At 58.8% G+C, this 13,127-nt stretch carries 14 protein-coding genes and 1 pseudogene; 14 read left to right on the top strand and 1 reads right to left on the bottom strand.

Annotated elements, in window-relative coordinates:
• Positions 1-24: 24 nt before the first annotated feature.
• A complete protein-coding gene (locus tag ACOQOQ_RS15360) occupies positions 25-285 on the bottom strand; it encodes a hypothetical protein (protein ID WP_420567858.1) in 261 nt (86 codons plus the stop codon).
• 87 nt (positions 286-372) lie between these two features.
• Here ACOQOQ_RS15360 and ACOQOQ_RS15355 point away from each other — a divergent pair, with 87 nt between their 5' ends.
• The 14 genes and pseudogenes from ACOQOQ_RS15355 (at position 373) to ACOQOQ_RS15290 (ending at position 13,052) form a co-directional block, all read left to right on the top strand.
• A complete protein-coding gene (locus ACOQOQ_RS15355; RefSeq protein ID WP_420567857.1) occupies positions 373-1,536 on the top strand; it encodes a DUF7146 domain-containing protein in 1,164 nt (387 codons plus the stop codon).
• Positions 1,529-1,849 carry a hypothetical protein gene (locus ACOQOQ_RS15350; RefSeq protein ID WP_420567856.1) on the top strand — a complete coding sequence of 107 codons (321 nt, stop codon included), beginning with the start codon at positions 1,529-1,531 and terminating at the stop codon, positions 1,847-1,849. Before ACOQOQ_RS15355 ends, ACOQOQ_RS15350 begins: the two co-directional genes overlap by 8 nt.
• Positions 1,846-2,211, top strand: a pseudogene (locus ACOQOQ_RS15345) (DNA cytosine methyltransferase); the annotation flags it as partial. The gene ACOQOQ_RS15350 and the pseudogene ACOQOQ_RS15345, both read left to right, overlap by 4 nt.
• Entirely contained in the window at positions 2,192-2,695 is a 504-nt protein-coding gene (locus ACOQOQ_RS15340) for a hypothetical protein (RefSeq protein WP_420569795.1), read from the top strand. The pseudogene ACOQOQ_RS15345 and the gene ACOQOQ_RS15340, both read left to right, overlap by 20 nt.
• Positions 2,692-3,447 (top strand): DNA cytosine methyltransferase, encoded by a 756-nt coding sequence (locus ACOQOQ_RS15335; protein WP_420569783.1) that lies wholly within the window; start codon positions 2,692-2,694, stop codon positions 3,445-3,447. The genes ACOQOQ_RS15340 and ACOQOQ_RS15335 overlap by 4 nt, the downstream gene beginning before the upstream one ends.
• A gap of 11 nt (positions 3,448-3,458) precedes the next feature.
• Positions 3,459-5,351, top strand: a complete 1,893-nt coding sequence (locus ACOQOQ_RS15330) for a DNA primase family protein (RefSeq protein ID WP_420567855.1) — start codon at positions 3,459-3,461, stop codon at positions 5,349-5,351.
• 467 nt (positions 5,352-5,818) lie between these two features.
• Positions 5,819-6,586 carry a hypothetical protein gene (locus ACOQOQ_RS15325; RefSeq protein WP_420567854.1) on the top strand — a complete coding sequence of 256 codons (768 nt, stop codon included), beginning with the start codon at positions 5,819-5,821 and terminating at the stop codon, positions 6,584-6,586.
• 417 nt (positions 6,587-7,003) lie between these two features.
• The gene (locus ACOQOQ_RS15320) at positions 7,004-7,258 is read left to right on the top strand and encodes a hypothetical protein (RefSeq protein ID WP_420567853.1); all 255 of its coding nucleotides are present in this window, start codon (positions 7,004-7,006) and stop codon (positions 7,256-7,258) included.
• A gap of 41 nt (positions 7,259-7,299) precedes the next feature.
• Positions 7,300-7,626 carry an HNH endonuclease gene (locus tag ACOQOQ_RS15315; RefSeq protein ID WP_420567852.1) on the top strand — a complete coding sequence of 109 codons (327 nt, stop codon included), beginning with the start codon at positions 7,300-7,302 and terminating at the stop codon, positions 7,624-7,626.
• Between the two features lie 228 nt (positions 7,627-7,854).
• A complete protein-coding gene (locus ACOQOQ_RS15310; protein ID WP_420567851.1) occupies positions 7,855-8,199 on the top strand; it encodes a hypothetical protein in 345 nt (114 codons plus the stop codon).
• Positions 8,199-9,914, top strand: a complete 1,716-nt coding sequence (locus tag ACOQOQ_RS15305; protein ID WP_420567850.1) for a terminase large subunit — start codon at positions 8,199-8,201, stop codon at positions 9,912-9,914. The genes ACOQOQ_RS15310 and ACOQOQ_RS15305 overlap by 1 nt, the downstream gene beginning before the upstream one ends.
• On the top strand, positions 9,914-11,110 hold the full coding sequence (locus ACOQOQ_RS15300; RefSeq protein WP_420567849.1) for a phage portal protein: 1,197 nt from the start codon (positions 9,914-9,916) through the stop codon (positions 11,108-11,110). Before ACOQOQ_RS15305 ends, ACOQOQ_RS15300 begins: the two co-directional genes overlap by 1 nt.
• Entirely contained in the window at positions 11,097-11,789 is a 693-nt protein-coding gene (locus tag ACOQOQ_RS15295) for an HK97 family phage prohead protease (protein ID WP_420567848.1), read from the top strand. Before ACOQOQ_RS15300 ends, ACOQOQ_RS15295 begins: the two co-directional genes overlap by 14 nt.
• A gap of 9 nt (positions 11,790-11,798) precedes the next feature.
• Positions 11,799-13,052 (top strand): phage major capsid protein, encoded by a 1,254-nt coding sequence (locus tag ACOQOQ_RS15290; protein ID WP_420567847.1) that lies wholly within the window; start codon positions 11,799-11,801, stop codon positions 13,050-13,052.
• Positions 13,053-13,127 lie beyond the last annotated feature (75 nt).

Raw genomic sequence — 13,127 nt, 5'->3', positions numbered from 1 at the left:
TGTCGTTTCAGGATGACCCACGTATCAGGTGCGAACGCGGTTCAGGGCGAAACCCTCGACTTGCTGCGCAATCTCCAAAAATCCTTGCGCGAAAGCCTCTTTTTTTGGGCTTCCTTCGCACAGTTCGCGGGGTGGCATGATGGCGCAAGCGTTTTCGACAAACTGTTCTGCGTCGTCTTCATCCCAATCCCGCGCAACGTGGGCCAGCAGCTGCGCCATAAGCGACATCAATGCCCGGTTCTGCCCGGCTAGTCTTCCCAATTCCAGTTCTCTGTCTTTGTTCATCAAACGTCCTTTCCAATCTGGGTTTGGGGTCGAAGCTATTCAGATGGGGGTAGTTTGGCCATGAGTTTTCCAGATGACCCACGCCTGATGGAAGCCAAGGCGATTTCAATGTCGGAGGTCATTGACCGTCTTGGCATCGCGGGTTTGCGGCGCAACGGCTGGGAATTGTCTGGCCCGTGCCCAATCTGCGGCGCCAGTGGTCATGATCCGAAGTCAGGCCCTGTGGATCGATTCAACATAAATCTGCGCACCAATCAGTGGCTGTGCCGAAAGTGTCCCGATGGCGGCGGCGATCAAATTTCATTGGTGCAGTTTGTAGAGCAGTGCAGTTTTCCAGAGGCGTTGACCATCTTGCGCGGCGATAAGCCGAAGGAAGAAACCGAAGAGCAGCGGCGCGCGCGCCAGAAACGCCAAGACGCTGCAAAGCAAAAGGTTGAACGGCAAGCGAGAGAACAGGAACAGCAATCTGCAAAGTTTCGCCGGAAGGCCATTGCGAATGCACGAAGCCTTTGGGCGAACGCGCGTGATGGGAACCTAGGTGTTGTTCCGACATATCTGAAGGCGCGCGGCATCACACCTGAAGCACTGCCGCGCATTCCGATGGCGCTGCGCTTTGTTTCGAAGCTGCCTTATCTGGTCAAGATCAATGGTCGCTATGAGGCAATTCATACCGGCCCGGCGATGGTTGCGGAAATCCTGAACCGACGCAATCAGCTGACCGCTGTGCATCGAACATGGATCGACCCTAATCCGCCGCACGGTAAAGCCAAGATTTGGCATGACGGCGAAGCCAAGGTTTCGAAAAAGGTCTTGGGATCGAAACAAGGTGGCGCCATTCGCCTGCACACCCCTGAAGGCGCTGACACGCTGGTCATGGGCGAAGGGATCGAAACGACGCTGACGGCGATGGTCGCCGACCCGTTCCCGAACGCTGCCTATTGGGCCGGTGTGGATTTGGGCAACATGTCTGGCCGGATGCAGAAGATGAAGGGCCAGCGCTATTCCGGCCTGCCGGACATGAGCGACTCCGACGCCTTTGTCCCGCCGTCCTGGGTGAAGCGACTGGTGTTCATCATGGATGGCGACAGCGACCCTAAGATGACGCGCGCCAAGCTGGAATGTGGGCTGCGCCGGGCCATGGCCCTGCATCCCGGCCTTGAAGGCAAAATCGTTCACGCAGGCAAAGGTGTCGACCTGAATGATGTGCTGATGGGTGCATCCCCTGATGATGAAGGGGGTGATGATGTCTAAGCCATTCGAAATCGGCCCTGACGATGATGAAATCATCAACCAGTTGGAAGACAGTCTTGCGCACTTTTTGCATGCTTACTCTGCCGCTACCGGCATCAATTATTGGTCACTGATGCTGATGGTCTTTGACATCAGCGCGGGTGCTTTGGGCCATGTCGATCAAAAGGCAACGGTTTCGTTGCTCGATGCTACGGCAAAGATGACCAAGGCTCAGGGCAATCCGCCGGCGCAAGTGGATCGCCGTCGCAAAGCGATGTTTCGACTGTTGGAACGTGGCAGTTTTCTGACCTCGACCCCCAAGGGTTCAGCATGATCGGCGCGACCTTCTGTTCCGGCATCGGTGCCCCTGAAGCTGCGGCCCCTTGGGTTGACTGGCGCTTTGCGTCGGAGATTGAGCCGTTCCCCCGCGCCGTGTTGGCAGAGCGGTTCGGCTACCGCGAACCCGGCGATGAAGACAATGATCACTTCCAGGGTGAACCCCTTCTGTGGGGGGATATGACCGAAGTTACGCCAGAGATTTGGCAAGACTACGGAATACCCTTGCCCGAACTGATTGTGGCGGGGACGCCCTGCCAGTCGTTTTCGGTCGCTGGCTTGCGGCGTGGCCTGAAAGATGCTCGCGGCAACCTGACCCTGAAATTTGTGGAGATCATGCATGACATCGTCGCAGCTAGACATGATGGACAGCTTGTTGTCCTCTGGGAAAACGTCCCAGGCGTCCTCAGCGACAAGTCCAACGCTTTCGGATGTTTCTTGGGAGCGGCTGTTGGGTCAGATGGTCCCCTCATTCCAGCTGCCCGCCCGCCGCGCGGTCGAAGCACAGATCACTGGGCATGGAACCGTCGAAGACGTTGGCGTGACAGAGGGCGCCGGAAGTACCGCAAACCCTTCCACAGCCCCAAATGGCCATGCGCAGGTATGGTTGCCGGGCCTTTCGCACGGGCGGCATGGATCGTTCGGGACGCTCAATATTTCGGAGTGGCCCAACGACGCCGCCGTGTGTTCGTTGTCATCGACTTTGGAAACCGGGTCGATCCCGCGCAAATATTATTTGAGCGCCAAGGCCTGCAGGGGAATTCTGCGCCGCGCAGAGAAACGGGGGAAGAGCCTGCCCAAACTCTTGATGCAGGCATTGGTCGCCGCCGCGGCTCAGGAATGAACCCAAATTCCCTTGCTGTGCAGGGGCACCATGGCGATGTGGCAGGCACCGTGACCGCGAAATGGGCCAAGGGTCTGGGTGGACCAGCGGGCGATGAAACCCAGAACATGGTCGCCTTCGATTGCAAGGGAACAGAGGTCCAACACGACACAGTCGCGCCGCCGCTGCGCGCCATGGGTCATGCCGGATCGCACACCAATGGCGGCGGTCATGCGGCTGTGGCCATTCAGGAACGTGCCGTGTCCGAAAACCCCGATGCCGGGCCGGATGGCAAAGGCGTTCGGGATGATGACACAGCTTTCACGCTGGAAGCCCGCACCCAGCCACAGGCCGTGGCCTTCAAGCCGTCACACTACACGCGCGGCAAGGATGGCGCGCCGTCACAAGTTTTCCCGCCCCTGACCGCCGATGCAGACAAGGGCGACCAGGACCCGGTCATTGCCTTTGATCTGAGAGGCCGCGAGGGGGGGGCATTGCCCGAAGGGCCGCACGATACGGCCAACCTGCGCGCGGCCTCTGGCGGATCATCGCGCAGCTACGTGCAAGCGGGTCCGATTGTTCGCCGTCTGACGCCGGTGGAATGCGCCCGACTGCAGGGCTTCGAAGACAATCATTGTCAAATCACATACCGGGGTCGGCCCGCCGCGGACGGCCCCCAATACAAAGCATACGGCAATTCAATGGCCGTGCCCGTGGTCGCGTGGATCTTGGACCGTGTCCAAGCCGCTGTCGCGGCGGGCGATAAGAACTGAACGGGGCGAGGATGACAGGCAACATCGAGGATGTCAGAGGCAAATTTGACGCGGCAGAGGATGTCACCCCTGCCGATGGTCTGACACCGCCTGATGATGGCCGTTTCGGCGGGCCGTCCTATGGCGATGATGGACCGCCGCCCCGCACCCCGGACTTGCCGATGCCCGAAATGGATGGGGCCAAGCTGCCCTTGAACGATACGGGCAATGGGCAGCGGTTCGCGCTCTATTGCGGCGATGATGCCATGTTTGTCCCCCGCGTCGGGTGGCACATCTGGGATGGCAAGCGTTGGAAGCTGGACCCAGACGGCATTGACGTGCGCCGTCATGCGCAGACGATTCATGAGCGCATCGAGAAGGAAATTCCCCACCTTCAGCTGAATTCGGCTGAACAGCGCCGGGTCGACCGCCTAGAAACCATTCGTGTCGACTTGCGAGATTTCGACCAGACATTTGTCGACCTATCCGACGAAGAGCGCATCGAAAAGCGCCAGAATCTGGTGGCGGAAAAGGATAAGTTGAACTCTGAACTCTGGGGACGCGGGTCGACCAGGCAGCGCCACAAGGCCTTCGCCAGATCAGCTGGCAACAGCAACGCCATCAAGAACCTTTTGGCGGAAGCTGTGACCAGCCTTCACCGCGATGTTGAAGACCTCGATGCCGATCCGCTGACAGTGAACACTGAAACCGGAATTCTGAGATTTGTCCGCAAGGATAACCCAAACTTTGGCGTTGCGGGCGCGACAGGATCAAGCCTGAAGTGCTTCGCTGAAGTCGAGATTGAAGAACACACGCGCGTCGTGTCGATCGAGGGCAAGAATCGCCCTCAGTACATCACCAAGATGATGCCGGCCGCGTATGACCCCGACGCCAAGTGTCCAAAGTTTGATGCGTTCTTAGAGCGGGTGCAGCCCGACCCGGCGATGCGGGCGTGTCTTCAGCGTTGGTTTGGCCTGAGTATGACCGGCGAACCGATTCAGAAATTTCTCTACATGTATGGCATGGGTGCCAATGGCAAATCGCTGTTGGCGGGTTTGATGCGCCGCATGTTGGGCGATTATGCCACCATGGTCCGCATCGAAAGCTTGACGGGCAAGAACCGTAAATCCGGCTCAGATGCCACACCGGACCTGATGCGCTTGATTGGCGCGCGCGCGGCCATCACCAACGAACCTGAAGAAGGCGAACGCCTGCAGGAACAGAAGGTCAAGGAAATGACCGGCGGCGACGAAATGCTGGTGCGGAACCTGCATTCCGACTTTGTCGCCTTCACGCCCTATTTCAAGCTGACCTTTACCGGGAACCACAAGCTTGAAATACGCGGCACCGATGACGGTATTTGGCGGCGTCCGCTGCTGTTTCCATTCGATGTCCAGATCCCCGAACATGAGCGGGATGAAAAGCTGGGCGACAAACTCTTCGAGGAAGAGCGGTCGGGCATCCTGAATTGGATGATTGCAGGTCTTCTGGATTATCTGGAAGGTGGGTTGCAAGAGCCAGCACAGGTTCTTGAGGCAACAGAAGAATATCGCAAGGACAGTGACCCGGTGGGCGACTTCCTTGCCACTGGCTGTGAGATTGATGGCGGAACGGATTTCCTTGCCGCCCGTGACCTTGTCGACGCCTGTTACCTCTACCTGCTAGAGAACACCGCCCATGCATGGCAGCCAGGCAATCTGCAGCGCAAGCTGAAAGAGCGCAACGGCAAATATATGCATCCGGCCACGGGTAAGTCCTATACCCGCCACAAGCGAAATGGGACCTGGGGTTATTCGGGCATTCGTCTGACAAACGATATGCGTGACCGACTGGCAGATGCGCCACGCGACCCCAAAGGTCTGCCAATGTTGCGAAAAGATGGAAGTAGCGGTTCTTCGCCGCACTCCGAGGGCTACCCACTGTGACGCGCCGGGCGGCACATACGCAAGCCACCGCCGCCCGCACCCCGCACCCCTACAATCACATTCTTCGAAAATCGGGGCAGCTTTCTGACTTCTGCCCCGTATCGGGGCGCAATTCCCAAATCCATCTGTTGAGAAAAAGCATTTGGTTTCTGAGGCTTGTGACTGTTTCGGGGCGTTTGGGGCGCTTGGGGCAGAAAAATCCGGGTTACGTGCGCGCGCGTATTCTGGGGGGTCTGGGGGGGAGATGTCTTGCGTATAGGTTGCGCCCTTCTGCCCTATCTGCCCCGCGCGCCCCGCCAGACGGATTGCGCTCATGTTTTCAGTGGGTTGCCGGTCTAGCGATTGTTATGGGGTTCTGCCCCGTTCTTTTGCGTTCTGCCCCGTCTGCCCCGCCATTCATCATTAGAAATCAACATCTTGGTTTCCTTTCATTCGAAACAACAAAATCTAGAAAATAGAGGTCAGGCATGAAGCTAAAGAGGGTCGAAAAGACGTGCTGTGTGGATGAAACAGGGGCAAAGCTGGCCTTTCATCTGTGCTGCCGGGATTGCCGCAAAGAGTTGGCACAAGAGGAACGGGCGCGGCTGATGGATGTGGGGACGGCACCGGATGGATGCAGCGCTGAGATTATCACGGCACCTGCGCGCGGCTCGCTTGCCCCGTTCCGTGAAGGCTATTGGCATGAGAAAGACGGCCAAGGTGAATGGCGGCAAGTTCCCTATCGGTCGGGTTGTCCCGGTCAGGCGCGTGACATCTTCGACACCATGACAGACCAGGCAACGCGGCGGGGCGGTGATGCGCCGTTCACAGCCGCACAGGTTGGCGCGGCCCGCGACTATCGTGCCCTGCATGAGCGGGTGCAGTCTGCAGGCGTCAAGTGTTCGAAGGCTTTCGATGTCCAGATGGGTGGTCAAGGCGATACCGATTTCATGACCGCCTATATGCGCGACACCGAACGGCTGGCCATGTTCCATGACGCTATCGGCAGTGTGATTGCCAAGGATATGAAGCGGGTCAGCCCCGACAAAGCGCAGCGCGTCATCATCACAGATGACATCCTTGCCCACGTCGACAAGCGCATCATCACTGTTCGAACGCTGGTGGATGACGTGTGCATCAAGGAGCGCGCACTGAGCGACGTTCTGGGGGCGCATGGCTGGTCTGTGACTGGAAAAAACCGAAAAGCCCTTCGGGACGCCCTGTGCGGCGCTCTGGGGCGTATGCAGGGCATTTGAGTAGCGGAGATACAAAATGTTGTTGACATAAGGACCACCGGATGATTCTAAATGGCTATCATCACGAAATGCGCCCGCAGGAAACTGTCGGGCGCTTTCTTATGGGCGGCTTCCCCGGTGAAACCTATGAAGCCGCACCCGATGCGAACCGTAGCACAGCCGATGGGAACGGCACTGGGGAGAAGGCATCGGGCCGCTGCAGCGGACATAGGGGGCAACTGTCCGGGCCTCAAACATGACTGCAGTCGAAGCTGGCGCACCCAAAAGCCAGCAGGGCAGAGAATACCTGAGAGGCATCCCGCCGGGTCAAACCGGAAGCCAGATAACCGCTGGGCCAGTAAGTCGGCTGATACCGCAGGCAAGTGGCACTGCCCTAATCGGGATAGGGGCAGCGCTGCGACGAAGGGGAAAGTGGCAATGGATATTGGAATGATTGAGGGCGTGACCCGCATCTGCGGCAAGTCGCAAGGCTTCCTTGGCCTTCCGTTGCGTGATGGAACACGCCTCTGCAACGTCGCGGGTGGTGAGGTTCCGACTATGACCAGCGCTTGGTTCCCATCACCTGATGAATTGCGGGCACTGAATGCGGGTGCGGCTATCCATGTGCATATCGACGGCACGACGCCAGCTCCAATGATGTTGAGTGTCGGCCCGGAGCCTGACCCGGTCTGACCATGGGTCGCCTGTCCGCTGCCAAGCCGCGCCTTGGTTCCATGCCATCCCGCTTGGGTGGCGCGCCAAAGTCCGAAGCCGAACGGTCCCGTCACCGTGACCAAGCACACGGATGGCGCAGCTGGTATAAGACCGCGCGTTGGCAGCGGCTGCGACTGAAGGTGCTGCAACGCGACGGCTACACCTGCCAAGCCACGGGTGCGCTGCTGGTCGGCAAGCATCCGGCACCCAACAGCCCGGTGGTTGACCACGTTCGACCACATCGCGGCAACCCAGACCTGTTCTGGGATGAAGACAACCTGCAGGCCGTGTCGAAGGAATACCACGACAAGGTCAAGCAAAGCATCGAGAAGCGCGGGCGGCACTGAGCGCCCAGCCATCACCACAACAATCAATCAAGGGGGGGGCGGTCAAAAGTCTGACGGCCCCAAACGCCTAGACCCGCGTCCCCCCAATTCGGAGATTTTTTTCCTGTGAAACCTGAAAATTCCACTGCAGATCTGGAAACAGACCTCTTTGGAAACCCCTTGCTGCCGATGAAAGACCCGCGCGGGCGAAAGGCGTATGCAAAAAGCAAGGCAAATCAGGAGCTTGTCGTGGACCTGCGCGCCGGGGGTATGACGCATGGGGAAATCGCCACCGTTCTGGGGTGTGATGAAAAGACATTGCGGAAGTATTATTCCCGCGAACTTCATGAGGGTGCGATTTTGGTGCAGGCCGAAGCCATCCGGGTGATGATGCGCAAAATGCGCACCGGCAACATGGCCGCGACAAAACAGGTGCTGGAAATGGCCAGCCTGCAGAATACGCCCACGAAAAAGCCCCAGGCGGCTGAGCCAAAGCCCGAACCTTTGGGCAAAAAGGCTTTGCTGGAAAAGGGCGCGTCCGAAGTGCCGTCCGGCTGGGGCGACCTGCTGGGTGACGGGAAACCGGTGAACTGATGCCCTTCGACTTCGCTTGCCCAGACTGGATTGAAAAGCTTCAATCCGGCGAAACGCCGATTCCTGAACTGCCGCTGGATGATGTAGCGGCGGAACGTGCGGTCGGAGTGTTCAACAATCTGCGCCTACCGGATGTTCCCGGCAATCCGTCGCTTGGCGATGCGGCCGGCGAATGGATGCGGGACATTGTCCGCGCCGTCTTCGGCTCGATGGCCACTTCCGCCGATGCGATGGCGTCCCGTCAGGTTGGCGAAGTCTTCATCCTTGTTCCCAAGAAAAACGCCAAGACCACCAGCGCCGCCGCGATCGCGCTGACCTTCATGCTGCTGAATGAGCGCCGCCACGCGGACATGCTGATCATCGGCCCGACCCAGAAGATTTCGGATGTGGCCTTTGAACAGGCCAAAGGGATGATCGACAGCGACCCGGAAGGGTATCTGCAGAAGCGCTTTCACGTCCAGGACCACAAGAAAACCATCCTGTGCCGTGTCACCAAAGCGCGCTTGATGATCCGAACCTTTGGCATGGACGTTCTGACCGGGGCAAAGCCTGTCTTCTGCCTGATCGATGAAGTTCACATTCTGGGGTCCATTCCCCATGCCGCTGATGTCATTCGCCAGATCCGGGGCGGCATGCTACCATTCCCCGAAGCGCTGTTGGTGATGATCACCACGCAAAGCGACCATCCCCCCGCGGGCGTATTCAAATCGGAACTGCAATATGCGCGCGGGGTGCGGGACGGCAGCATCACGGAAAACGTGCGCCTTCTGCCGGTGCTGTATGAGTTCCCCGAAGACATCCAGACCAGTGAAGACCAGAAATGGCTGGACCCGAAGAATTGGTTCATGGTTACGCCCAACATGGGGCGGTCCATCAATCTGGACCGGCTTGTCGAAGGATTTGAGCGCGCCAAACATGACGGCCCAGGCGAAATCGCCGCTTGGGCCACCCAGCACCTGAATGTCGAAGTGGGACTTGCCCTTCACACCGACCGCTGGATCGGCGCCGACTATTGGCAATCTTGTGCCGAACCGTGCCTGACCAAAGAAGAACTGTTGCGCCGCTGCGATGTTGTCGTGGCTGGCTTCGACGGTGGTGGCCTCGATGACCTTGCCGGGCTGGTTCTGATCGGGCGTTGCCGCGAAACGCGCAAGTGGTTGTTCTGGGCGCATGCCTGGGCGCAAACCGACGTGTTTCAGAAGCGCAAGGAAATCGCGGCGCGGCTGCGCGACTTCGCGGATGATGGCGACCTGACCATCTGTCCCGAAGGCGACCCACAGCGCGACTTCCGCGAAGTGACCCAGATCATTTCGGAAATCAACGATATGGGGCTGCTGCCTTCGCATGGCGCGGTCGGGCTGGACACCTATGGCGTTGCTGATCTGGTCGACATGCTTTTGGAATCTGGGCTGACCGAAGACCAACTTGTCGGGGTGCCACAGGGCTACAAGCTTTCGTCTGCGATCTGGGGCATGGAACGCAAGCTGAAGGACCGGTCGCTGCTGCATGGCGGCGCACCGATGATGAACTGGGTTTTGGGGAACGCCAAAGCCGAACTGCGCGGCAACAACATCTACATCAGCAAATCTGCGGCGGGCAAAGCCAAGATTGACCCGCTGACGGCAGGTTTCAACGCCTTCCAGCTGATGGCCCGTAACCCTGAGCCTGCCGGGCGCGGGTCAATGCTGCTGGACATGGAAGAGGTGCTTGTCTGATGTTCCGTTTTCTTCAGAGAAAATCAGCCGTGGAAGCGCGCATCCTTGAGGCCATCGACAGCGGTGTGCCGGGCGGCGCAACCGCAATCAAGGTTTCGGCAGAACAGGCTTTGGGTGTCATGGCCGTCTTTGCCGCAGTTCGGGTGATTTCGGAAGATGTGGCCAAGCTGCCCGCGAAGCTGAAGCGCGAAACCGAAGACGGCAGCGAAACGGCGACGGCGGAGCCGGAACACATCGTTTTGAGCCGTATCGGGAAGCCCGCCAGTGAAGAGGATGACGGCTTCACTGCAATGGAATGGATCGAGGCGGTTGTGGCAGCAGCTGCGCTTGGCGGGTGCGGCGTGGTCTATCTGAACCGGGTTGGCGGCAAGGTCCGCGAAGTGGTTCCTATCAAACGCGGTTGTTGGCGCGAAGAGCGTGGCAAATGGCGCATCAAATGGCGCAAAGACCGGTGGGAAGAGGTCGACCGCGCTGATTTGATGGTGTTGCGCGGCCCCCAGTTGGGCATGGATGTGACCCAGACTGCCCGTCAAGCCATCGATCTGGCGCGGCGGCTTGACATGATGATGACCAGCCTTGCCAAGAAAGCGGGACGGGCTAACGGCATCATCAGTTCGGAAAGCCTGAATTCGCAGGACAAGGCCCAGACCTTTGTCAGCCGCATCAAGAACTATTTCGGCCCGTCTGGCGATGGTGGTCTGATGCCCGTGGACTTGGGGGCGCTGCACTACATTCGGCTGAGCATGACGCCAGAGGAACTGCAGCAAGACAAGACTTATTCCCGCGTTGTCACCCAGATTGCCAGCGCCTATCGGGTTCAGCCAGCACACCTGATGCATGCCTTGACGGAACACAACAACGCGAGCCTCTACAGTTCGAACCGGCAGCACGTCGAGGTTTGCATCCAGCCTTGGACCAAGCGCTTTCGCCAGACCTTCGACAAGGATGTCCTGGGCGAAGCCAGAGTTTCTGAAGGTTACTATTGCGACATCGCCCTTCAGGGACTTCTGCAGGGTGACCCGGATTCGCGCGCCAAGCTTTACATGGCATTGCGAACAGTTGGCGCGATGTCGCCGCTGACCGTGGCCAAGCTGGAAGACCTGCCGACCAAAGGTGTCAGCGATGACCCGGCATTCCCGCTTTTGACCAACCCGAAACCGAAAGAAGAAAAGGACGGCGACGATGATGACGAATGATTGTTGTCACCCGATGGAACGCAAGTCGGCCGTCGAGGTGGCAGAGGGTCTTGTGACCCCTGAATTCAAAGCGGCCAAGGATGGCACCGTGGAAGGCTATGGTGCAATTTTCGGCAATATCGACAAGGGCTATGACATCGTTGAGGCAGGCGCATTTGCTGACAGCCTGAAAGGCGGCGTCAAGGTCAAGATGCTTTGGCAGCATGATCCCTACAATCCGATTGGTGTCTGGGATGAAGTCAAAGAGGATGACAAGGGCCTTTGGGTCAAGGGGCGCATCCTTGGTGACGTTGAGAAGGGCCGCGAAGCAACAGCCTTGGTCAAGGCTGGTGCCATCGACGGTTTGTCGATCGGCTATCGCACATTGGAATTCCGCGAAGCCAAGGTCGATGACCGTTGGGTCCGCGTGATCGAAAAAGCAGAACTTTGGGAAGTGTCTCTTGTGACCTTTCCGATGAACCCCGAAGCGACCATCGACGCGGTGAAGGCCGCGGCGATGTCGCAACGGGAATTTGAGCGGCAACTTCTGAGGGATTCGAAGATGTCGCGCAGTGTCGTCAGCGCCTTGGTGCGGGACGGCTTCAAAGGTGTTCAAGCCCTGAGTGACTCGGGCGATGAGGACTATTCCGAACTGCTGGAAGCCCTAGAGGCATCCAGTCTCATGAACTCGTTGTCATAGGAGGAAATCATGGCAACTCTTGCAGAAGTGAAAGCAGCGATCGAGGATCAGGCCAAAGGCACCCAGACGTTGCGTGACGAAGTGAAAAAGCTTCAGGGTGATGCGGTCGACCGTGACAGCTTCGCCAAGCTGGAAGCGCTGGTGACCGATCTGGACGAAAAGCGCCAGAAGATGGAAACCGAATATCTGGCGGAACTGAAGGAAGCCAAGGAACTGGCCGAAGAGGCTTCGCTGAAGGCCGGTCGCCGGGGTTCCGGGACCGATGAAGTCCCGAACGAAGACCAGATCGCGCACAAGTCGGCTTTTGTTGATTTCATCCGTGGTCATGGCACGGCGGATCTGAAACACGCCGCCGACGAAGCCGAAAAAAAGGCCCTTGGCTCTGCCACCGGTTCTGGCTCTGGCGTGGCTGTGCCTACCGTGATCGCGCAGGACATCCAGACCAAGACCAATGATGACAGCGTCATGGCCGGTCTGGTGAAGGTCGTTCGCGTCGGCACCAGCGATTACAAGGAAATCGTGGACAAGGGCGGCCTTGGCTTCGGCTGGGTTGGTGCGGGTGATGCCCGTGCGGCCACTGGCAAGCCGGATGTCTATGAGGTCGAACCGGCCATGGGGACCGTTTATGCCTACCCCGAAGCGCAGGAAGAACAGCTGGACGATGTGTTCTTCGACATCGAAAACTGGCTGGTGGATTCGGCCCGCACGTCCTTCGCCAATGCGCGCGACGTGGCGGTGATCGCTGGTGATGGCACCAAGAAGCCGCTTGGTATGCTTGGCACCGCACCTGTTGCCACTGCCGATGGTGCCCGTGCGGACAAAGTGTTCCAGTTCTTGGCGTCTGGCAATGCGGGCACGATTGGTGACGCGGACAAACTGGTCGAACTGGTCTATCTGACCAAGGCCCAGTATCGCGCCAATGGCCGGTTCCTGATGAACTCGCTGACCACGTCCAAGGTGCGCACCATGAAGGACGGCGATGGCCGCTTCCTCTGGGCCGATGGTCTGGCCGTGGGCCAGCCCGCGACCCTGCTGGGCTATGCGGTGTCGACCGCCGAAGCCATGCCTGGGATTGCGGCGAACGCCACGCCCATTGCCTTCGGTGACTTCCGCAAGGCCTACACGCTGGTTGAACGTCATGACCTGCGCGTGACCCGCGACGAAATCACCAAGCCGGGTTTCGTCAAGTGGCATATCCGCCAGCGTCTGGGTGGCGCGCCCACCAATGACGATGCCGTCAAGTTCCTGAAGGTCGCCGCGTAAGCCGGACCTGCAGGATTGCAATGCAATCACCCCGCGAGGTTTGCGCTTCGCGGGATTTTTCATGAGGAGATCGAA

It is taken from the genome of Thalassovita sp. (genome assembly GCF_965218685.1).
Classification (GTDB): Bacteria; Pseudomonadota; Alphaproteobacteria; order Rhodobacterales; family Rhodobacteraceae; genus Thalassobius.
This window is presented reverse-complemented; position numbering and strand designations above follow the sequence as displayed.

What these genes read in the sequence shown, in the direction of transcription:
- ACOQOQ_RS15360 (WP_420567858.1), bottom strand. Translation starts at nt 285, where the DNA reads ATGAACAAAGACAGAGAACTGGAATTGGGAAGACTAGCCGGGCAGAAC.
- ACOQOQ_RS15355 (WP_420567857.1), top strand. Translation starts at nt 373, where the DNA reads ATGGAAGCCAAGGCGATTTCAATGTCGGAGGTCATTGACCGTCTTGGC.
- ACOQOQ_RS15350 (WP_420567856.1), top strand. Translation starts at nt 1,529, where the DNA reads ATGTCTAAGCCATTCGAAATCGGCCCTGACGATGATGAAATCATCAAC.
- ACOQOQ_RS15340 (WP_420569795.1), top strand. Translation starts at nt 2,192, where the DNA reads ATGACATCGTCGCAGCTAGACATGATGGACAGCTTGTTGTCCTCTGGG.
- ACOQOQ_RS15335 (WP_420569783.1), top strand. Translation starts at nt 2,692, where the DNA reads ATGAACCCAAATTCCCTTGCTGTGCAGGGGCACCATGGCGATGTGGCA.
- ACOQOQ_RS15330 (WP_420567855.1), top strand. Translation starts at nt 3,459, where the DNA reads ATGACAGGCAACATCGAGGATGTCAGAGGCAAATTTGACGCGGCAGAG.
- ACOQOQ_RS15325 (WP_420567854.1), top strand. Translation starts at nt 5,819, where the DNA reads ATGAAGCTAAAGAGGGTCGAAAAGACGTGCTGTGTGGATGAAACAGGG.
- ACOQOQ_RS15320 (WP_420567853.1), top strand. Translation starts at nt 7,004, where the DNA reads ATGGATATTGGAATGATTGAGGGCGTGACCCGCATCTGCGGCAAGTCG.
- ACOQOQ_RS15315 (WP_420567852.1), top strand. Translation starts at nt 7,300, where the DNA reads ATGCCATCCCGCTTGGGTGGCGCGCCAAAGTCCGAAGCCGAACGGTCC.
- ACOQOQ_RS15305 (WP_420567850.1), top strand. Translation starts at nt 8,199, where the DNA reads ATGCCCTTCGACTTCGCTTGCCCAGACTGGATTGAAAAGCTTCAATCC.
- ACOQOQ_RS15300 (WP_420567849.1), top strand. Translation starts at nt 9,914, where the DNA reads ATGTTCCGTTTTCTTCAGAGAAAATCAGCCGTGGAAGCGCGCATCCTT.
- ACOQOQ_RS15295 (WP_420567848.1), top strand. Translation starts at nt 11,097, where the DNA reads ATGATGACGAATGATTGTTGTCACCCGATGGAACGCAAGTCGGCCGTC.
- ACOQOQ_RS15290 (WP_420567847.1), top strand. Translation starts at nt 11,799, where the DNA reads ATGGCAACTCTTGCAGAAGTGAAAGCAGCGATCGAGGATCAGGCCAAA.